The sequence below is a fragment of the Mycolicibacter sp. MU0102 genome (assembly GCF_963378105.1).
GTDB classification, from domain to species: Bacteria; Actinomycetota; Actinomycetes; order Mycobacteriales; family Mycobacteriaceae; genus Mycobacterium; species Mycobacterium holstebronense.
The window spans coordinates 32,050-51,139 of record NZ_OY726398.1; the positions used below are offsets into that span (position 1 = coordinate 32,050).

Here is a 19,090-nt window from a genome sequence, read left to right on the forward strand (position 1 = left end):
GTCGTGATTCCTTTCGGTCGATCTGCCGGTTAACGGGACCACTTCTGCCGGCGGGCCGCCGCGTCGTCGGTGGCGTGGGTCAACACCTGGTTGCGGTTCTCCAGCTCAAGGGCGCCATCCAAGCTGGCGGCGTCGACGTTGACCTGCAACGCGCGTTTGGTCAGCTCCACCCCGAGCGGTGCCAATCCGGCTATCAGGCCGGCCATCTCGACCGCACGGTCCAACAGCGCCTCCGGCTCCACCAGCTGGCTGACCAAGCCTCGCCGATCGGCTTCCTCGGCGGGCACCGTCCGTCCGGTGAGCATCCAGTCGGCGGCGACGCTGGTGCCGACGATGCGGGGCAGGTGATAGCTCATGCCCATCTCCGCCCCCGACAGTCCGAGCAGGATGGCGGCGTTGCCGAATTTCGCTGCCGTCGAGGCGATCCTGATGTCTGAGGCCAGGCACATCGCCAGCCCAGCACCCACGCAGGCGCCGTTGACCGCGGCGACGACGGGTTGCGGGATGGCCCGGATCGCCTGGGGCAGCGCGGCCATGGATTCCTGGAAGCGCATCCGGTCGATCGCCGGGTCGTCGGCTTCGGGGATGCCGGGCCCGAAGTCGCGGACATCCAGGCCCGAGCAGAAGCCTCGGCCTGCGCCGGTCAGGACCACCGCCAGCACTGAACGGTCGGAGCCCAGTGTGGTGAAGGTCTGCAGCAGCGCGTCGCGCATCACCTGGTTGACCGCGTTGAGCCGGTCGGGACGATTCAGCGTCACGACGGCGACACCTTCGTGGGACCGGTCGATCTGCACGGTCTCGCTCATGTCAGACCCTTTCGATGATGGTGGCCGTGCCCATGCCGCCCCCGGTGCACATGGTGACCAAGCCGGTAGTCAGGTCGCGGCGCTCGAGTTCGTCGAGCACCGTGCCGATGAGCATCGCCCCGGTCGCGCCGATCGGATGTCCCAGGGCGATGGCACCGCCGTTGACGTTGACCCGAGCCGGGTCGAGGTTCAGGTCGCGAATCGTCTTGAGCGGCACGGCGGCGAAGGCCTCGTTGATCTCCCACAGATCGATGTCGCCCGCCTGCATGCCGGCGCGTTGCAGGCAGCGTTGCGCCGCGGGGCCGGGTGCGGTGAGCATGATGACCGGTTCGCTGCCGAGCGCGGCGGTGGCCCGGATGCGGGCCCGCGGCGTGGCACCATGGGCGCCCAGCCATGCCTGTGACACCACCGCTACGGCGGCCGCGCCGTCGACCACGCCCGAGGAGTTCCCGGCGTGGTGGACGTGCTCGATCGCGGTGTGGCCGGGATAGCGGTCCAGGCAGATCTCGTCGAACGTGCGGGTCTCCCCTGCCACCCGCGCGGCGCCCAGCTGGGCGAACGCCGGTGGCAGGCCGGCGAGCTTCTCGGCGGTGGTGCCGGGACGCGGATGTTCGTCGCGGGTGCACACCACCGTGCCGGCCGAGTCGGTGACCGCGATCAGCGACCGATCGAATCGGCCCTGTTCGATGGCTTCGGCGGCGCGGCGCTGGCTCTCGGCGGCGTAGGCGTCGACATCAGCCCGGGAAAAACCCTCCAGCGTGGCAATCAGGTCGGCGGAAATGCCTTGCGGGACAGTCGGATAATGGCGGCGCAGGTCCGTGTTGTCGCCGTCGATGGTCGGCACCCCGACGGTCACCCCCCAGCGGGACATCGATTCGACACCACCGGCCAGCATCAGGTTCTCCGCTCCGGCGGCGACCGCGGTGGCCGCCACCGTGACGGCCTGCTGGCCCGACCCGCAGAAGCGGTTCAGCGTCATCCCAGGGACGGATTCGGGCCATCCGGCCAGCAGCACGGCCAGCCGGGCGATGTCGTCGCCGTGGTCTCCGGACAGGATCCCGTTGCCGGCGATAACGTCGTCGACCTCGGCGGGCTCGAACCCGGTGCGTGCGGCCAGGGCGGTCAGGCACTGCGCGAACAGCGCCTGCGGATGTAGGTCGTGCAGCGCCCCGTCGGGACGACCCTTACCACGCGGCGTCCGCACGGCGTCGAGAATCCAAGCGTCGATGGTGGCACTCCCGTCGCAGTCACCGTGCCCGAGAAGAAGGCTGTTAGTCCAAACTGCACACTAACAATGTCACCAAATGGAAATGCCCCTTCCGGAAACCGGAGCGGATTACTCCCCCGTTGGCGCCTGGCGCAACGCCGGCAGCACGTAGCGGCGTAGATGCTGCCGCACGGCCGCGGGATCGTCGGGGTCCAGCTGGTTTCCCGGGACACTGCCGAAACTGATCATCACCCGAGCGATCCATTCACTGGCCTCGGGCAGATCGGTGTCGGGGTGAATGTCGCCGCTGGCGGCCGCGGCCGCCACGAACGGAAGCCAGAACCCCGCGAGGTCGGGAACTAGGCCGCGAACCCCGGTTCCGGCACACGCGGTGAACTCCTCGGGTTCGGCGGTGCGCAGCCGCATCAGCAGCGCGCCGGGATCGTCGTAGGCGCGGCGACCGATCTGGACGCCGGCCACAAGTTGGTCCTCGAAGCCGGTGAGCGTCGACAGCTCGGCGCGGGTCTGCGCCCAGCTGGTTTCGATGAGCCGAATGATCGCCGCGCCGACCAGCGTCGGCTTATCCGGAAAATTCCGGTACAGCCAGGCCCGGGACAGCCCTGCTGCCTGGGCGACGTCGATCATCGTCGTCGCTCGAATCCCCTTGTCGGCCAGCAGTTTCTCGGTCGCATCGAGAAGCCGATCAGTTGTCGACGGGGACGCGGGCGACGCTGACGCTGCGTTCACGGCCACCTCCTGATCGGTGATCCTAACAAGGGGGTAGACACATCCGCAGATCTGTGTACTATTTCCACACGTCGTGTAGACACTTCCGCAAACCTGTCTACCTCGGATCTCGGAAGGTTCCCCATGTCCTCACCCCGCACCGCGATCATCGGTGCCGGCATCAGCGGCCTGACCGCCGGAAAGATGCTGAGCGACTACGCAGTTGACTACAGCTGCTTCGAATCCTCCGACCGAATCGGCGGCAACTGGGCCTTCGGCAACCCGAACGGACATTCCAGCGCGTACCGGTCGCTGCACATCGACACCTCCAAGCACCAGCTGTCGTTCCGGGATTTCCCCATGCCGGAGGACTACCCCGACTTCCTGCACCACACGCTGGTCAAGGAGTACCTCGAGTCCTACGCCGCGGCGTTCGACCTCAAACGCAACATCGAGTTCGACACCGAGGTCACCCACGCCCAGCGGCTGCCCGGCGGTGGCTGGGAGCTGGAACTGGCCGGCGGCGGGCGCCGTCGCTTCGACCTGCTGGTCGTCGCCAACGGGCACCACTGGGATCCACGCCTACCGGACTTCCCGGGCGAGTTCAGCGGCGAGACGTTGCATGCGCACCACTACATCGACCCCAAGACGCCGCTGGACTTCAGCGGAAAGCGGATCCTCGTGGTCGGCCTGGGTAACAGTGCCGCCGACATCGCCGTCGAACTGTCGTCGAAGGCGCTGGACAACGAGCTGACCTTGTCCACCCGTTCGGGTGCGTGGATCGTGCCGAAGTATCTGGCCGGCAAGCCCGCCGACAAGTACTTCCGGACCAGCCCGTATCTGCCGTTCTCCTGGCAGCGCAAGGTCGCTCAGTGGGCGCAGCCGATCATCGCCGGGCGCCCCGAGGACCTCGGGCTGCCCACCCCCAACCACAAGTTCTTCGAAGCGCATCCCACCCAATCGGTGGAACTGCCGCTGCGCCTGGGGTCCGGCGACGTCATCCCCAAACCCAACATCAGCCGGCTCGACGGCGATACCGTCCACTTCACCGACGGCACCAGCGGCCAATTCGACGTCATCATCTACGCCACCGGCTACAACATCACCTTCCCGTTCTTCGACCCGGAGTTCATCAGCGCACCGGGCAATCGAATCGACCTGTACAAGCGGATGTTCTATCCGGGCATCGACGACTTGGTGTTCGCCGGATTCGCCCAAGCCACCCCGACGCTGTTCCCGTTCGTCGAATCCCAGGCCCGCCTCATCGGCGCCTACGCGGCCGGCCGTTACCGGCTGCCGTCGGTCGCCGAAATGCGCCGGGTGATCGAGGCGGACCGGCGCAAGTACACCGGCCACATGCTCGACACCCCGCGCCACACCCAGCAACTCGACTACTTCCTTTACGAACACGACATGCGCACCGCGGAGATTCCGCGCGGCACCCGACGCGCTGCCGAACTCGGCGTGCCTGGATGGGCCGGCGTGCGCGAGATGGAGGCATCCGCATGAGCGCGACCATCCGATTTGGCAGCGGCGGCGCCACGTGTGTCGGGCAGTTCTTCCCGGCGGCGCGATATGACGGCGACGGCGCCCCGGTCGTGGTGCTCGGGCACGGGCTGGGCGGCACGGTCGACTCTGGCCTGATCCCGTTCGCCGAACGACTCAGCGAAGCCGGGTTCGCCGCCTTTGCTTTCGACTACCGATATTTCGGCGCCTCAGAAGCACAACCGCGCCAACGGATCTCCATGCAAGAACAGGTTGACGACTTCCGCTCGGCATGCTCGGCCGCGGCTGAGCAGCCCGGTGTCGATCCTCGCCGGATCGTGGCGTGGGGAGTGTCGCTGGGCGGCGGGCATGTTTTCGAGGTGGCCGCCACCACCCCCGGAGTCGCCGCCGCCATCGCGCTGACACCACTGGTCAGCGGACCGGCCGCAGCGGTCGCGGCGCTGCCGCACCATCGCCCGGCAGCGATGCTGCGTTCGACGGCAACGGGCTGGCGCAGTGCGCTGGCCCAACGGTTCGGCGGGCCGCCCGCGACCATCCCCCTGGTGGGCCTCCCCGGGGAGCTGGCCACCCTGACCGCCGACGGCTACCACGCGGCCTACACCGCGATGGCCGGTCCGACCTGGCGCAACGAGATCGATGCCCAGGTCGGAGTGCAGCTTGGCGCCTACCGTCCGGCGGCCAAGCACGCCGAGGCCATCGCCTGTCCGATCCTGGTGCAGATAGCCGATTTCGACCGCGGCGCTCCCCCGCAGGCCGCCGCCAAGGCGGCGTTCACCGCCCGCGCCGAAGTGCGGCACTACCCCTGCGATCACTTCGACGTCTTCGCCGGTGGCGACTGGTTCGATCACGTCATCGAGCACCAGATCGCGTTTTTGGCCCGGCATCTGGCCGACGCGACCGCTACGGTCACGGGTTAGGAGGTCTGATGGCAGAGACCATGCAGCAGCTGCTCGCCGAACGCATCGGCGACACCGGTCTGGCGGTGCTCTACAACGACGCCGACGGCGGGCAGATCCGCTGGTCCTGGCGGGAGTACCTCGTCCGGGCGGCTCGCCACGGGGCCGCGGTGCTCGCGCGCGCCGATACCGGCCGGCCCCTGCACGTCGGCGCCCTGCTGGGCAACACCCCCGCGATGCTCACCGCGCTCGCCGCCGCCGGGCTGGGCGGCTACGTCCTGTGCGGGGTCAACGACACCCGCCGCGGTTCGGCGCTCGCCGGGGATCTGCGCACCGCCGACGTGCAGATCCTGCTCGTCGATGCCGAACACCGCGCGTTGCTGCGGGGAATGGACCTGCCCGGCGTCACGGTCATCGACGTCGACGAGCCGGCGTGGGCCAACGAGTGCGCTGAGGCCGGGGTACTCCAGCCGCATCGGCAGGTCGGGCCCATGGATCCGTTCATGCTGATCTTCACCTCGGGCACCAGTGGGGACCCGAAAGCCGTTCTGGTCAGCCACTTTATGGTGCTGGTCGCCGGGCAGAGCCTCACCGAGCGATTCGAGTTGGGCGCCGCCGACGTCGTGTACCTGTCCATGCCGTTGTTCCATTCGAATGCGATCGCGGCCGGCTTCGGTCCGGCGGTGGCCGCCGGTGCGGCGATGGCGCCGGCGAAATTCTCGGCTTCGCGGTTCTTGGCCGACATCCGCGCCTACGGTGGCACGTATATGAACTACGTCGGTAAACCGTTCGCCTACCTGCTGGCGCATCCCGAGCGGCCCGATGACGCGGACAATCCGCTTCGGGTCGCCTTCGGCAATGAGGCCTCCGAACGAGACATCGGCGAGTTCGCCCGCCGGTTCGGTGTCCACGTGGTCGATGCATTCGGCTCCACCGAGAACGCCGTGACCATCACTCGTGATGAAGGCACTCCGCCCGGTTCGGTGGGACGTGGATTCCCCGGCGTCGCCATCTACAAGAGCGATCCCGTCCGCGAGTGTCCCCCGGCGGTCTTCGACGAGCACGGCGCGCTGGTCAACGCCGACGAGGCAATCGGCGAACTGGTCAACACCGCCGGGTCGGGCTTCTTCTCGGGCTATTACAACAACGAACAGGCCACCGCAGACCGGATGCGCGACGGCATGTACTGGTCAGGCGACCTTGCCTACGCCGACGCCGACGGCTGGATCTACTTGGCCGGGCGCACCGCCGACTGGATGCGCGTCGACGGCGAGAACTTGGCGGCGGCGCCGATCGAGCGGATCCTGATGCGCCACCCCGACATCAACCAGGCCGCGGTGTACGCCGTGCCGGACGGTAACGTCGGCGATCAGGTGATGGCCGCGCTGGTGTTGCGTGACGGCGCTCGGCTGGCCGAGGACGAGTTCGCCGAATTCCTTGCCGCTCAAGAGGACCTCTCCCCCAAGGCCTGGCCGCGCTATGTCCGGATGACCGCGGAGCTGCCCTCAACGGCAACCAACAAGATCCTCAAACGCGTATTGGCCGCCGATGGTACCGACGTCGGTGCAGACAACCTGTGGACGCGTCCCGAACGAGAGCGCACCTACCGAACCACCACGACGACGGGAGCGCGACAGTGACGGCTCAAAAGCCCGTGGCCCTGATAGTGGGCGGCGCATCCGGTATCGGGTTGGCCACCGCGCACGCCCTGGTCGCGCGCGGCGACCACGTGGTGATCGCCGACGTCAACGAGGACGCCGCGCGTGCCCGGGCCGCCGAACTGGGCGACAAAGCCACCGCCGTCGTCGCGGACGTGACCGACGAAGCCAGTGTCGCAGCGGCATTCGCGATCGCCCGCGAAGCCGGAGCCGTCCGCACGGTGGTCAGTTGCGCCGGCCTGTCGATCATCGGCCCGATCGCCGACATCGAGCTGTCCGGTTGGCAGACCACCATCGATGTCTGCCTCACCGGCACCATGCTGGTGATCAAACATGCGGCCCGCAATCTCGAGGACGGCGGCAGCGTGGTCGCCATCTCCTCGCTCAACGGGCGTCAGCCCGGCACCACCATGGCCGCGTACTGCAGCGCCAAGGCCGGAGTGCTGATGCTGGTCCAGGTGGCCGCACTGGAGCTGGGTCCCCGCGGCATCCGGGTCAACGCGGTCTCCCCCGGCCTGGTGGACACTCCCCTGGTCGCCGGCCTGGCTATGGTGCCCGGGCTCACCGACGAGTACATCGAAAACACTCCGCTCGGGCGCTCCGGCATCCCCGACGACATCGCGCAGACCGTGGAGTTCTTGACCTCGCAGCGCGCCGGCTGGATCACCGGATCGGTCTTCGACGTCAACGGCGGCGCGCATCTGAAGCGCTATCCCGACGTGCTCGGCAAAGTACAAGCGTTAGCCACCGGATTCGAAGGATGAAGCGATGCGCAGTGTCGTAATCGATGGGCCCGGATCGATCCGAGTCGACACCCGCCCCGACCCCGAGCTGCCCGGAGCCGACGGTGCCGTGGTCGAGGTGACCGCGACCGCGATCTGCGGTTCCGATCTGCACTTCTACGAGGGCGACTACCCGTTCGGCGATCCCGTTCCGCTGGGGCACGAGGCGATCGGGACGGTTGTCGACGTCGGCTCGCAGGTGAACTCCGTTCGGGTCGGTGACCGGGTCATGGTGTCCTCGGTCGCGGGCTGCGGGCACTGCGCCGGGTGCGGCACCCTCGACCCGATTCGGTGCCATTCGGGCCCGCAGATCTTCGGAGCAGGCCTGCTGGGGGGTGCGCAGTCGGAACTGCTTGCCGTGCCGGGCGCCGACTTTCAGCTCGCCCGGATCCCCGAGGGAATTCTTGACGCCGAAGCTCTCTTGCTCACCGACAACCTCGCCACCGGCTGGGCCGCTGCGCTGCGCGCCGATATCCCGGTCGGCGGCACGGTTGCGGTCATCGGGCTGGGAGCGGTCGGCCTGTGCGCGGCACGCAGTGCGCTGTTCCTCGGCGCAGCAACGGTTCTCGGCATCGACCCGGTGCGTGAGCGTCGGGACCGGGCGGCGCTGATGGGCGTGACACCGGCGGAGCCGTCGACCACGGCCGCGGCCATGGAACTCAGCGATGGACGCGGTGTGGATGCGGTGATCGACGCCGTCGGCTCGGACACCACCATGTCCGACGCGCTGACCGCGGTGCGGGCCGGCGGGACGGTGTCGGTGGTCGGCGTGCATGACTTGCAGCCCTTCCCGTTCCCAGCGTTGCCGGCACTGCTGCGCAGTGTCACCCTGCGAATGACCACCGCACCGGTGCAACAGACGTGGCCGCAGCTGGTGCCGCTGCTGCAATCCGGGCGACTGTCGGTGGACGGGATCTTCACCACGGAGATGGCGTTGGACGACGCCGCCGACGCCTATCGCGCCGTGGCGGCCCGATCCGGAGACGTGGTGAAGGTACTGCTCACGCCATAGCCTGAAGCGACGCCGGGGGACGAGAGGATGTCAGATGGTTAAGCGGATCGTCGTCTGGGGCACCGGGTTTGTCGGCAAGTTGGTCATCCCCGAGATCGTCAGACACCCGCTGTTCGAGCTCGTCGGCGTCGGCGTCAGCGACCCGGCCAAGGTGGGGCGCGACGTCGGAGAGATCTGCGGGATCGCGCCCGTCGGCGTCACCGCCACCGACGATGTCGACGCTTTGATCGCCCTGGCGCCCGACGCATTGGTGCACTACGGCCCGACCGCCGCGCACGCGGGCGACAACATCGCGTTGATGTCGCGGTTCCTACGTGCCGGGATCGACGTCTGCTCGACCGCGATGACCCCGTGGGTATGGCCCGGCCTCAAGCTCAATCCGCCGGACCTGCTGGCGCCGATCACCCAAGCGTGCGAAGACGGCGGAGCATCGTGCTTCACCACCGGCATTGACCCCGGTTTCGCCAACGACCTGTTCCCGATGACCCTGATGGGGGTCTGCGCCGAGGTGCGCAAGGTGCGGGCCTCCGAGTTGTTGGACTACACCAACTACACCGGTGACTACGAGAACGAGATGGGGATCGGCCGTGACCCCGACTTCCAGCCCGTGCTCAAGATCCCCGAGGTACTGATCTTCGCCTGGGGTGGCACCGTGCCGATGATCGCGCATGCCGCCGGGATCGAGCTTGACGAGATCACCACCACCTGGGACACCTGGGTGACTCCGAACGAACGCGCGACCGCCAAGGGTGTGATCGCCGCGGGCCAGGTCGCGGCGGTGCGGTTCACCATCAACGGCATCTACCGCGGCGAGACCCGGATCCAACTCGAACACGTCAACCGGATTGGTCGAGACGCCGCACCGGACTGGCCGGCGGGCACCCAAGACGACGTCTATCGCGTTGATATCGAAGGGACGCCGAGCATTTCGCAGGAGACGGCGTTCCACTTCAGCGATGGATCGGGTCGCGACGCGGCGACGGCCGGCTGCCTGGCCACCGGGATGCGCGCACTGAATGCGGTGCCGGCGGTCAATGATCTTCCGCCGGGCTGGGTCACGGCACTGGACCTGCCGCTGATCCCGGGAGCGGGCACCATCCGCTGAGAGCGGGAGCCGCTACCGGCTGCGGGGCCGTCGCGGCCGTAGCCGCAGCGGCGGCATCGGTGGGGCCGGCAGCCGTTGCAGGCGGCCCTGATAGCCGCTGACGTGTCCGAACTGCTCGTCGCCGTCTTGCCAGCGGCGGCGAAACTCAACGATCTCGTCGTGGCTGCGACCGATGAAGTTCCACCACAGCACCAACTCCTCGCGAAACGGCGCCCCGCCCAGCACCAGGATGCGGGCGGGGGAGTCGCCGGTGTTGCGCAGCGGCAGCACCGCGCGACCGGGGCCTTGATAGCCGAGCTCACCGAAACCCAGGCCCGTGCCGCCCAGGCTGACCGCGCCCTGGTCGCACAGCACGCCGTGCTCGAACGCGGGATCGACGTCGAGTGCCAGCTCGGTGCGCGGATCCAGGTCGAGCTGGGCGCCCAGCAGCGGAGTGAAGGTCGCGACGGGGGAGCGGTACCCCGCGAGTTCGCCGAGGAATACCAGCGCCGAGGCGCCGGGTAGCGAAACCCGTTCGGGCGCAAAATGGTTGAGGCCGCGCTCACTGTGGCGGGCAGTGTCGGGCAGGGCGATCCAGAGCTGTACGCCTCGCAGGACCGGAGCCGCCTGCGGGTCGATCGAGACCTCGGAGTGGCAGATGCCCGCGCCGGCCGTCATCAGGTTCAACTCACCGGGGCGCACCAGCGCGTGCGCGCCGCCGCTGTCGCGGTGCTCGACTCGCCCACTGAACAGCCAGGTCGCCGTCTGTAGCCCGGTGTGTGGGTGTGGGGGCACGTCCATGCCGCCGTCGGCGACGCCGTGAGGTCCGTAGTGGTCGACGAAGCACCAGGCACCGATCAGTGAGCGGTCGCGCTGCGGCAAGGTGCGCCGGACTCCGATGGCACGCGCTCCGCCCAGCGGCACCTCGCGGGGATGCAGTACCTCGATGTGATCTTCTGGCGTTGCTGCACAGGCGAATTCAGTCGAAGTGGCCTCCAGGTTGCTCAACTGTCCACCTCCGCGCCGTGCGCCATGCCGCTGTGGCGATCCTACCGACTGATGCCGTGGACGGGCGTGGTCACGCCGCTGACCGAGGGCCGAGCTGCCCGGAGGGCAGGTGAAAAACCGCCGCGGTCACCGGCAGCTGGTCGCGTTCGTGGTTGGTCAGCAGCGTCTGGTTGTCGGGCAGCTCGCGGGTGTTGATCTCGCCGGCGGCGATGGCGCGCAACAGCGCGTGGGCCCGGGCGAGTTCGGCCCGTTTGCGGTACTGGCCGCCCGGGAGCTTCACGCCGGCCCACACGCCGTACTCCTCGCCGCGTTCCACGGCGAGCGCCGCGCACCGGCGTTGCTGTGCGAGCGGGCAGCGTCGCAGGCACTGCAACCGCGCCTCGGTGGAGGACTGTTCGTAGGCCCGGGCCTTCGCGGCCCCGTCGGCGCCGTCGGCGTCGGCGTAGCCGAACCAGAGTTCGGGGTTTGCGGAGCAGGGGGGTGCCATCGGAAGGTCCTCCTCGCTAACAGATCGGATTACGTAGATGGAAACGTATACGATCGGATACGGCGAACGCAACAGAAGTTGATAAAAACATATATGTAAGTAGTGAAGGCCCAGGCTGTGTACTATCCGTCCATGGCCGGGGCGCAACGATGAGCCGCGAAGCGGCAGGCGCGGCCATTCGGGCCCTGCGGGAGGCGCGCGACTGGTCGCTTGCCGACCTGGCCGCGGCCACCGGGGTCAGCATCATGGGATTGAGCTACCTTGAGCGTGGCGCCCGCAAGCCGCACAAAGGCACAGTTCAGAAGGTTGAAAATGGGCTCGGCCTGCCGCCGGGCACCTACTCTCGGCTCCTGGTGGCCGACGACGCCGACGCCGAACTAGCCCAGTTGCTCTCCGCGGCCGGGCCCCAGGCGCCCGCCGCGCGTCCCGCCGGAGCCATCGTCGTCGACCGGCACAGCGACACCGAAGTGCTGGAGGGATATGCCGAGGCGCAGCTCGATGCGCTGCGATCGGTGATTGCGAGACTGCCCTCGGAAGCATCAGACGAATACGAGACGTATATTCTTTCCGTGATCACGCAGTGCGTGAAGGCGGAGATGCTCGCGGCCAGTTCGTGGCGGGTGGCGGTGAACGCGGGCGCCGATCACGCTGCCCGACTGATGGCGCACCTGCAGGCCCTGGAGGCTACCCGCACTGACCTGCTGCAACGGATGCCCGGCAGTTTGACCGCCCGCTTCGACCGAGCATGTGCGCAGTCGTCGCTGCCCGAACCGGTGATAGCGGCGTTGATCGGCGTCGGCACCGAGGAGATGTGGGACATCCGCAACCGGGGCGTGATCCCGCCCGGCGCACTGACCCGAGTCCGTGCTTTCGCCGACGGATCCGTGGACGCGACAGATGGTGGCGACGAAGGGGGATAACAGTGAGCAACGGTGAGTTGGAGCTACTGACGCGTGCCAATGAGCTGTTCGCGGGCAATCCACGGCCCGCGTCGCTGGAGTCCGGCCTGGATCACTACGCCGAGTTGTTGCAGCGCAACGCCAACGCCGACACCGGCGCCGGGCATGATCGGTACCGGATGGCGGTGCTGGCCCAGCGAGATCTGTTGCTGGCCAACGCGCGTACCGATGCGCTGGCGACCACGGTGCTGGCCGCCGTGGTCGCCGACCACGCTCGGGCGCGCCAGCAGACCGACGGTGTTGTCTCCGCCGCTCGCGCCGACTCGGCGGCCGCCCCGAGCACGCCGTTGGCGCATCGCGAGGCGATGCGCCGGCGGGTGGCGCGGCTGCGCGCCCAGCACGCCCACGTGGTGTCGGCGCAGCATCGCGCGCGGGCCCACCGTGCGAGGCTGCGTCGGTTGCAATACCGGGGAGCGCGGCGCGGGCCCGTGGGCGTGCAGCGGTTGCGGCTGCCCGACACTCGGGGCGGGCTGGCGGTCCGCGCCGCCTTGTCGCGGCTCGGCAGACCCTATGTCTGGGGTGCGACCGGCCCCGACCGATTCGATTGCTCGGGGCTGACTCAGTGGGCATACCACCAGGCCGGCGTGCCACTGTCGCGCACCACCTACACGCAGATCTACGAAGGAATCCCGGTGCCGCGCTCCCAGATTCGGCCCGGCGACCTGGTCTTCCCCAGCACCGGGCATGTTCAGCTGGCGATCGGTGGGAACCGGGTGATCGAAGCCCCGCACGCCGGCGCAACCGTGCAGATCAGCCCGCTGGGCGCACATGTGGCGATCCGGCGTCCGGTGCCGTGATCGCCAGGCGTCCCCACCGGGTTCTCGGGTGAATTGTCGGCATCGGTGGGCCTGGGTACAGTCACCGGCCATGAAGCGGTCAGCTCCCGAGCGTCGGCCCACCGCAGCGATGTTGGGTTGAGGAGATGGCAACCCGCGACGACGTGCTAGATGCGATCGACCGCATCGAACGGGCCGGCGGTGCGGGTGAGGCGACACGCGTGGCCCAGGCGGCTCTGACCCTGCCGCTGCCACCCGCGGGCTACGACAGCGTTCTAAGCCGCCTGGTCTCGACCGGTGATCAACAGCAGGGCCGGGCGGCGCAATCGATGAAGCTGGCCGAAGCGGCTCTGGCGCAGCAACTGTCGACGGCAGCGGAATTCGACCGGCAGATCATCGAAGCGCTGCGCCACGCACACAAGACCACGCTGGCGGGCCGACGCCGCCTCGACGACCTCGAGGCCGAGATTGCCGGCGCTGCCGGGTCCTGGGACCTGAGCACCGCCGCGGGGGCGCGCGAATTCCAGAGGTTCTTGGTCGACAGGCTCTGGCAGATCATCCAGGTGGTCGAAGAGACCAATGACGACGACGTCTCCAAGGAGGCGCTCGCCACCGCGTTGACGGGGCTGTACCTCCGCGCGCCATCGGATCGCCAGCAGCCGCCGCCCGCCGCGGACGGCCAGACGCCCGAGGTGGACCCGGATGCTGAGCCATATCCGGACGTACTGTCCGATGACCAGCCTGAGATGGATGACCAGGAGGCACCGCAACGGCTGCCGCAGTTGGCGACGCCGATGTTCCCCGGCATGGGTACCGACGGCCCGGGCTTCGGTGCCATGCCGGCGGCTATGCCCTCCGGATTTCCGATGAACGGACCGCCTCCTGGATGGGGCGGTGACGACATGCCCGCCGAGGATGACGACCGGTCAGAGGAGGCGACTGAGGCCCATGCTCTCGAAGGCGCCGACGCCGACGGCGATACGTCGGAGCAGGAGTCGGGGGAGCGTGGGCCGGTCACTGTGCGGCTGCCCGACGGTGAGACCAGGACTGTGGCCAACCCACAACTGGGTGCGGCGATGCAGGCCGTCGCCGATGGACAGTCGGTCGTGGAGGCATTCCGCGGCCAAGGCATCCACGTCCCGCCGCCTGGAACACCGGTGGCGGCGGCGGTCGACGTGGCCAGCCTGCGTCCCGGCGACATCGGCGTGTTCACCGACCGCCATGCCCTCGCTGTCGGCGCCGGCAAGGCGCTACTCGACGGGCAGGTGCACCTGGCGGAGAACCTGCGCGGCCCCGGATTCCTGGGTTGGCAGCATCCGCCGGCCCTGGCCCAGGAGCCCGCACCGCCCGCCGAACCGGTCGCGACCAGGCCGGCGAGGGCGCTCGGTGGCCTTATGCGCTTGAAAAAGGCGGCTCCAACCGTCATCGTCGATTAGCCAGGAAGGTGGAACATGCCCGAGAAGATCCACGTCAACCAGGACGTTCTGACCAACGCGGCTGGGAACCATCAAGAGGCGTCGGACTACCTGTCCACCGTCGCGGCCTCACACGAGGGGATCCAGGCGACCCTGAATTCGCTCGGTCCGATCTACGGCGACTTTCGCCAGGCCGCCGGTTCGCTGCTCGACGCACGCAAGAACTGCTACGACGACCAGTCCAGTGAACATTCGACTGTCTCGGACAATCTGCACCGCGCGGTGGCGACGTGGAACAAGAATGAAGACGATGCCGCCAATGCCTTCGGGCACCTCACCGATGGGCGCCGATGACTGAGCCGAATCCGGCTTTCGACACGATCCACCCCAGTGGTGATGTGCTGTTCCGGTCCTGTCGGGGCGGCTATCTGCACAGTGTGGTGCTCACTGAGGCGGTGATGGACACTGACGTGCACCGGCTGGCGGAGGCGATCGTCCTGGCCGCGGACGTCTCGTTTCTCAAGGCGGCGTTGGAGATCCGGGGAGAGATCGTCACGACCGGGCACGTGCCCTCTGCGGCGGTGCCCACCACTGACGACCTGCGGGTGGCTACCGAGCGGCTGCTGGCTCACAAATTGCACGCCGGCGCGGACTCCGGAGGCTAAAGCACCCATCTTCCGGCAGCTTCTGCGTTGGGAGCGATGTCTGCGGGGGGATCAACCACCATGTCGCCGAACAGTTTTCGGGCCCGCTCCAGCAACGCGAGGACCTCGCTCAACTGCGCTGCACAACCCGTGCTCGGGGACCCGACATCAGCCACGATTTGCACGCTACCGACCACCTCAGGGGCTGACAATTCACCGCGCGCAGTGACTGTGGAAGGTTGCCCGAATGCCATCGGCGACGCGGCCCGATGAGGGCGAATTCGGATAAGAGTGCCGGGACGGCAACGGTACGCTTGCGCGGTGGCACTCTTCGGTCGACGGTCGGCGCGCCAGCGCCTCCGGAACGCGGCCCGGGAATCACTGACGATCCCGGCCTTCAGCGCTCCGGTCGACTGTAGTTCCTGGGTGCTCGGCGGCCTGTGGCCCGCCGAGCTCGCGACGATCACCCCGGAGACCGCCCCGCTTGCCGACTACCTCAATGCCGATCTGCAGCGCATCGCACATTCGGCCAACGAGAAGCTCCACGCCATCAGTCGATCAGATCTGGCCGGTCCGGCACGCCAGGCCGCGGAGACCCGGGTTATCAACGTCGCCAGAGCTTTCGCCGTCCTCCGGGTGGAGTCGACGGTGCGCCAACTCCACAAGGAAGCCCTGGACTTCGGCGGGGAGTACATCAGCCTCAACGCGGCTCCGGCTCCGGCTCCGGCCCCGGTGTCGCGGCCCGCCGAGGTCCCGCCCGAGCCCGCCGCGGCGCCGCGCCCGCCCGAACCGCCCGAACCGCCCGAACCGCCCGAGCAGTCTTCGGACAAACCTGCCCAGCGGGCCCGGCATCGGCTGCCGAAATCCGGCGCCGCCGTCGTGCCTGAGGTGGCACCACTTGATCCGCCACCGGTGACTGTGCCGCCGGCTGCGGTGACTTCTGAGCCTTCCGAGACGCCGCCGCCGCAGGTACCGGAGGTCGTCGAAGTGCCCGCGGCGCCGGAGGTATGGGAATCGGAGCGCCTCGCGGAGCTATTCGCCCCGTGGCCGACCGTGATCGACAGCGGCGAGGACCAGCAGCCGCCGACGCCTGCCTTCCCGACCGAAGCGGTGGACGTCGCGCCGGTCGAGTCGGTCGTGGCGCCGCCGGTCGAGCCGGCTCCCGCGGCGGCCCAACCCGAACCCGTCGCGCCGACGGTCGCCGAGTCCGACGAACAGCGGCTCCAGCGCCTACTGGCCTTCGTCGCCCGCCAGGAGCCCGGACTGCGCTGGGCGATCGGGGCCTTTGCCGACGGCACCACCCGCCTGGTCACCGACATCGCCCACGGATGGGTCCCGTCCGGGATCGACCTACCCGATGGGGTGCAACTGCTCGAACCCGGCCGCCGCAATGGCACCGCCACCGAGATGCTGGGCAACCCGATGGAGTCGGCCAGCTACAGTCCCGGCGACCGTCTCGGCTGGGCCAGTGATTTCGCGGTCACCGACACCTCGGTACAGCCTCGCGAGCTGGCGCCCATCTACGATCTCGGCTGGCGGCTCAGCGAGGCCACGCACTGGCGTGAAGGGCTGCCGCGGATGGCCAATACCCTGGTAAAGGCAGGCGCCGCCGGCACCGGGGTAGTCGACGCCGAAATCGACTTGCTCCGTGTGCATCTGGACACCATGCGCTACCAGCTGTTGGCGCAGTATCCCGACTCCGACTCCGCCTTGGTGCTGAACTGCATGTTGTTGGCCGCCTCCGAAGGCATTGCGACCGGAGACACCGTATCGGCCAACTACCACTACAGCTGGTTTCAGACGCTCACCGCACCGCCCGCCGGCCCGTGGGATTCACAGATTTAACGGGCGTCGATGAATTGACGCTGTTAATACCGGCTGGACATACTTAGCCCATGTCGGGGGCGGAGAGCCGCGCGGAACTCAGCGACAAGGACCTCGTGGAGTCCGTGTTGCGGGATCTGCGTGAGGCCGCCGAGAAATGGGAAGCGCTGGTCGCCGAGGCCGAGAACACAACCTACAGTGTCGATCTCGGCGACGTCCGTGCCGTGGCCAACGCCGACGGCCGGCTGCTCGAGCTGACGCTGCACCCGTGCGTGGTCAGCGATTACACCCACAGCGAGTTGGCGGACCGGCTCAATCGCGTCTTCACCGCACTGCGCGAGGAAGCTCAGTCCGACTTCGAGACCCGCTACGGCACCAGCCCGGTCTGACAGCGGGCCCGCAGTCCTACCAGTTCAGGGCGGCCATCTCGCGTTTGGTGTCGCACACGGCGCGCACCGCGGAGTCGATGTCGACGGCGGTGATGGTCTTGAGGTCGTCGATCGTCACCGGCTGTCCGGCACGTTTCTGGGCTGCCACCCGAGTGTCGCGGGCCAGTTCGGCCTCCTCGATCACGTTGCGGGCGAACCGGCCGTTGTGCATGACATTGATGCCATGGTCACCGCGCGGGCTGACGTAGCCGCGGATGGTGGTCACCATCGCCAAGAACCGCTGGCGTGCTTCGGGATTCAGTACGGTGGCGCGACTGGACCCGTAACGCTCACCGATCTCGACGATCTCTTCGGGGGTGTACGACTCGAACCGAATCTTGCGGTTGAACCGGCTGGCCAGACCCGGGTTGACGGTCAGGAATTCGTCGACCTGGTCTTCGTAGCCGGCGGCCAGGAAGCAGAAGTCGAAGCGGTGTTTCTCCAGCGCGATCAGCAGCTGGTTGACGGCCTCCATGCCGATCATGTCCGGAGTCCCGTCCTGGTGACGTTCCACCAGCGAATAGAACTCATCCATGAAAAGGATTCCACCCAAAGCCTTTTCGATCAGCTCATTCGTCTTGGGCCCGGACGATCCGATGTGCTCGCCGCAGAAGTCCGAACGGCGAACCTCGGTGATCTCCGGGTTGCGCACAATGCCCATGCCGGCGTAGATCTTGCCCAACGCCTCGGCGGTGGTGGTTTTGCCGGTGCCGGGCGGGCCGACCAGCAGCATGTGGTTGGTCTGGCCTTCTACGGGCAGGCCGTGTTCGAGTCGCATGGCCCGGATCTCGAGCTGGTCCTCCAATGCCTTGACCGCGCGTTTGACCTCGGCCAGGCCGACCTGCTTCTCCAGCTCGGCGCGGCCCTGCTCCAAGAGCTCCGCGCGGCGGTCCAGCGCGTTGTGCTCGTCGAGTTCCGCGCGGCTCTTCGCCGAACCGGCATCCCACCGGTCGGTGCGACTGTCGATGATCTGTTCCTCGGTGACCACCAGGCGCAGCTTCGGTTCGGCCAGCGCGGCCTTGGCCGGTTCGGTCAGCACACCGTTGATGGCCGCCTTGGACAACCAGACCTGCGCCTTGTCCTCCTCGCCGAGCTGGCGGTGCACCATGCCGCGCAGATAGGCCAGATCCGCAGCCAGCAAAGGGATCTCGCTGGGGTTGAGCGACGCGGTGAGCACCCCTGCCGGGAATCGCTCCGAGGAACGCGTCTGCCCGGTGATGTCGACGCGGTCCAGCCAGTCCAGTGCCACCCGGCCCTGGCCCAGATGCGCGGCCGCATAGCCGGCCAGAGCGCACACCGATGCGGTGACCGCGGGCATGACGATCGCCCGGTCGGGGAGTTCTTCGGCGGCGACGGTCAGCAGGTCCGGCCACCGCTGGGTGACGAACATCAGGTAGGCGCGGCCGAGCTGAAGCCACTGGTGGTTGATCCAACTGTCGAGCAGCGCCTTGTCGGCCAGCAGGGCGTCGGCACGCTCGTATTCACCGGCGACGGTCAGGGCCGATGCCAGGGCCAGACCCACGTGCGAGGCGTCGGTCACCGTGATCGACAGGTACGGTCCCAGCGGGATCTGGGCGGCCAGGTGCCGGCCCAGCCGGGTGGTCTCCTTGTGCAGCCAGTCGCTGTTGGCGTAGAGACGCTTGAGCGTGTCCAACTCGGTGTCGCCGCAGGCGATACGGCCCAGCCAGGCGTCGGCCATGGAGGGATCGGCCTCGGTTGCGGCGACGAAGTCGGCTAACGCGTCGGGGGAGCCGTAGCGCCCGTCCATGCTCACCATGGCCCGGTCGAAGTGTCGACGGGCCGCCAGCAAGTCACTCAATGTCTGTCGTCCTCTGTCGCGCGTCCAGGGTCTGTGGCTGGCAACCGATGCGA

General features: G+C 68.2%; 19 protein-coding genes. 13 read left to right on the plus strand and 6 right to left on the minus strand.

The genetic code is table 11. The features are described from left to right. Positions 1 to 29 precede the first annotated feature (29 nt). The 3 genes from RCP37_RS00165 to RCP37_RS00175 form a co-directional block, all read right to left on the minus strand. Positions 30 to 806 (minus strand): enoyl-CoA hydratase/isomerase family protein, encoded by a 777-nt coding sequence (locus RCP37_RS00165; protein WP_308485072.1) that lies wholly within the window; start codon positions 804 to 806, stop codon positions 30 to 32. A gap of 1 nt (position 807) precedes the next feature. Next, positions 808 to 2,022, minus strand: coding sequence for an acetyl-CoA C-acetyltransferase (locus RCP37_RS00170; RefSeq protein WP_308487209.1), 1,215 nt, complete (start codon positions 2,020 to 2,022; stop codon positions 808 to 810). Between the two features lie 120 nt (positions 2,023 to 2,142). Continuing rightward, the gene (locus RCP37_RS00175) at positions 2,143 to 2,760 is read right to left on the minus strand and encodes a TetR/AcrR family transcriptional regulator (protein WP_308485073.1); all 618 of its coding nucleotides are present in this window, start codon (positions 2,758 to 2,760) and stop codon (positions 2,143 to 2,145) included. Between the two features lie 123 nt (positions 2,761 to 2,883). Here RCP37_RS00175 and RCP37_RS00180 point away from each other — a divergent pair, with 123 nt between their 5' ends. From RCP37_RS00180 to RCP37_RS00205, 6 genes are read left to right on the plus strand one after another with little or no spacing between them, the layout of a single operon-like run. Further along, positions 2,884 to 4,248 (plus strand): flavin-containing monooxygenase, encoded by a 1,365-nt coding sequence (locus tag RCP37_RS00180; RefSeq protein WP_308485074.1) that lies wholly within the window; start codon positions 2,884 to 2,886, stop codon positions 4,246 to 4,248. Next, entirely contained in the window at positions 4,245 to 5,162 is a 918-nt protein-coding gene (locus RCP37_RS00185) for an alpha/beta hydrolase (RefSeq protein WP_308485075.1), read from the plus strand. Before RCP37_RS00180 ends, RCP37_RS00185 begins: the two co-directional genes overlap by 4 nt. A gap of 8 nt (positions 5,163 to 5,170) precedes the next feature. Continuing rightward, positions 5,171 to 6,781 (plus strand): fatty-acid--CoA ligase FadD1, encoded by a 1,611-nt coding sequence (fadD1, locus tag RCP37_RS00190; protein ID WP_308485076.1) that lies wholly within the window; start codon positions 5,171 to 5,173, stop codon positions 6,779 to 6,781. Next, complete coding sequence (locus RCP37_RS00195; RefSeq protein ID WP_308485077.1) at positions 6,778 to 7,563, plus strand: SDR family NAD(P)-dependent oxidoreductase; 786 nt, start codon at positions 6,778 to 6,780, stop codon at positions 7,561 to 7,563. Before fadD1 ends, RCP37_RS00195 begins: the two co-directional genes overlap by 4 nt. Before the next feature lie 4 nt (positions 7,564 to 7,567). Next, complete coding sequence (locus RCP37_RS00200) at positions 7,568 to 8,593, plus strand: alcohol dehydrogenase catalytic domain-containing protein (RefSeq protein ID WP_308485078.1); 1,026 nt, start codon at positions 7,568 to 7,570, stop codon at positions 8,591 to 8,593. A 34-nt stretch (positions 8,594 to 8,627) separates the two neighbouring features. After that, positions 8,628 to 9,698 (plus strand): NAD(P)H-dependent amine dehydrogenase family protein, encoded by a 1,071-nt coding sequence (locus RCP37_RS00205; RefSeq protein ID WP_308485079.1) that lies wholly within the window; start codon positions 8,628 to 8,630, stop codon positions 9,696 to 9,698. Between the two features lie 12 nt (positions 9,699 to 9,710). Here the strand turns inward: RCP37_RS00205 and RCP37_RS00210 are convergent, their stop codons facing one another. Together RCP37_RS00210 and RCP37_RS00215 are read right to left on the minus strand one after the other, a co-directional pair. Beyond that, positions 9,711 to 10,685 (minus strand): pirin family protein, encoded by a 975-nt coding sequence (locus tag RCP37_RS00210; protein ID WP_308485080.1) that lies wholly within the window; start codon positions 10,683 to 10,685, stop codon positions 9,711 to 9,713. A 70-nt stretch (positions 10,686 to 10,755) separates the two neighbouring features. Further along, entirely contained in the window at positions 10,756 to 11,172 is a 417-nt protein-coding gene (locus RCP37_RS00215) for a WhiB family transcriptional regulator (RefSeq protein WP_308485081.1), read from the minus strand. A gap of 149 nt (positions 11,173 to 11,321) precedes the next feature. Here RCP37_RS00215 and RCP37_RS00220 point away from each other — a divergent pair, with 149 nt between their 5' ends. The 7 genes from RCP37_RS00220 to RCP37_RS00250 all read left to right on the plus strand — a co-directional run bounded on the left by RCP37_RS00220 (position 11,322) and on the right by RCP37_RS00250 (position 17,179). Further along, complete coding sequence (locus tag RCP37_RS00220; protein WP_308485082.1) at positions 11,322 to 12,092, plus strand: helix-turn-helix domain-containing protein; 771 nt, start codon at positions 11,322 to 11,324, stop codon at positions 12,090 to 12,092. Between the two features lie 2 nt (positions 12,093 to 12,094). Then, on the plus strand, positions 12,095 to 12,928 hold the full coding sequence (locus RCP37_RS00225; protein ID WP_308485083.1) for a C40 family peptidase: 834 nt from the start codon (positions 12,095 to 12,097) through the stop codon (positions 12,926 to 12,928). A 125-nt stretch (positions 12,929 to 13,053) separates the two neighbouring features. Then, the gene (locus RCP37_RS00230) at positions 13,054 to 14,343 is read left to right on the plus strand and encodes a DUF4226 domain-containing protein (protein ID WP_308485084.1); all 1,290 of its coding nucleotides are present in this window, start codon (positions 13,054 to 13,056) and stop codon (positions 14,341 to 14,343) included. A gap of 15 nt (positions 14,344 to 14,358) precedes the next feature. Further along, complete coding sequence (locus tag RCP37_RS00235) at positions 14,359 to 14,676, plus strand: type VII secretion target (RefSeq protein ID WP_308485085.1); 318 nt, start codon at positions 14,359 to 14,361, stop codon at positions 14,674 to 14,676. Beyond that, a complete protein-coding gene (locus RCP37_RS00240) occupies positions 14,673 to 14,987 on the plus strand; it encodes a DUF2694 family protein (RefSeq protein ID WP_308485086.1) in 315 nt (104 codons plus the stop codon). Before RCP37_RS00235 ends, RCP37_RS00240 begins: the two co-directional genes overlap by 4 nt. 300 nt (positions 14,988 to 15,287) lie before the next feature. Continuing rightward, positions 15,288 to 16,811, plus strand: coding sequence for a DUF5631 domain-containing protein (locus tag RCP37_RS00245; RefSeq protein WP_308485087.1), 1,524 nt, complete (start codon positions 15,288 to 15,290; stop codon positions 16,809 to 16,811). 50 nt (positions 16,812 to 16,861) lie between these two features. Then, positions 16,862 to 17,179, plus strand: coding sequence for a DUF2710 family protein (locus RCP37_RS00250; protein WP_308485088.1), 318 nt, complete (start codon positions 16,862 to 16,864; stop codon positions 17,177 to 17,179). 16 nt (positions 17,180 to 17,195) lie between these two features. On the opposite strand, the gene eccA is transcribed toward RCP37_RS00250, so the two are convergent. Beyond that, a complete protein-coding gene (gene eccA / locus RCP37_RS00255; RefSeq protein WP_308487210.1) occupies positions 17,196 to 18,995 on the minus strand; it encodes a type VII secretion AAA-ATPase EccA in 1,800 nt (599 codons plus the stop codon). Between the last annotated feature and the right edge of the window lie 95 nt (positions 18,996 to 19,090).

What these genes read in the sequence shown, in the direction of transcription:
- RCP37_RS00220 (WP_308485082.1), top strand. Translation starts at nt 11,322, where the DNA reads ATGAGCCGCGAAGCGGCAGGCGCGGCCATTCGGGCCCTGCGGGAGGCG.
- RCP37_RS00230 (WP_308485084.1), top strand. Translation starts at nt 13,054, where the DNA reads ATGGCAACCCGCGACGACGTGCTAGATGCGATCGACCGCATCGAACGG.
- RCP37_RS00165 (WP_308485072.1), bottom strand. Translation starts at nt 806, where the DNA reads ATGAGCGAGACCGTGCAGATCGACCGGTCCCACGAAGGTGTCGCCGTC.
- RCP37_RS00240 (WP_308485086.1), top strand. Translation starts at nt 14,673, where the DNA reads ATGACTGAGCCGAATCCGGCTTTCGACACGATCCACCCCAGTGGTGAT.
- RCP37_RS00200 (WP_308485078.1), top strand. Translation starts at nt 7,568, where the DNA reads ATGCGCAGTGTCGTAATCGATGGGCCCGGATCGATCCGAGTCGACACC.
- RCP37_RS00185 (WP_308485075.1), top strand. Translation starts at nt 4,245, where the DNA reads ATGAGCGCGACCATCCGATTTGGCAGCGGCGGCGCCACGTGTGTCGGG.
- RCP37_RS00180 (WP_308485074.1), top strand. Translation starts at nt 2,884, where the DNA reads ATGTCCTCACCCCGCACCGCGATCATCGGTGCCGGCATCAGCGGCCTG.
- RCP37_RS00250 (WP_308485088.1), top strand. Translation starts at nt 16,862, where the DNA reads ATGTCGGGGGCGGAGAGCCGCGCGGAACTCAGCGACAAGGACCTCGTG.
- RCP37_RS00205 (WP_308485079.1), top strand. Translation starts at nt 8,628, where the DNA reads ATGGTTAAGCGGATCGTCGTCTGGGGCACCGGGTTTGTCGGCAAGTTG.
- RCP37_RS00215 (WP_308485081.1), bottom strand. Translation starts at nt 11,172, where the DNA reads ATGGCACCCCCCTGCTCCGCAAACCCCGAACTCTGGTTCGGCTACGCC.
- eccA (WP_308487210.1), bottom strand. Translation starts at nt 18,995, where the DNA reads ATGGTGAGCATGGACGGGCGCTACGGCTCCCCCGACGCGTTAGCCGAC.
- RCP37_RS00235 (WP_308485085.1), top strand. Translation starts at nt 14,359, where the DNA reads ATGCCCGAGAAGATCCACGTCAACCAGGACGTTCTGACCAACGCGGCT.
- fadD1 (WP_308485076.1), top strand. Translation starts at nt 5,171, where the DNA reads ATGGCAGAGACCATGCAGCAGCTGCTCGCCGAACGCATCGGCGACACC.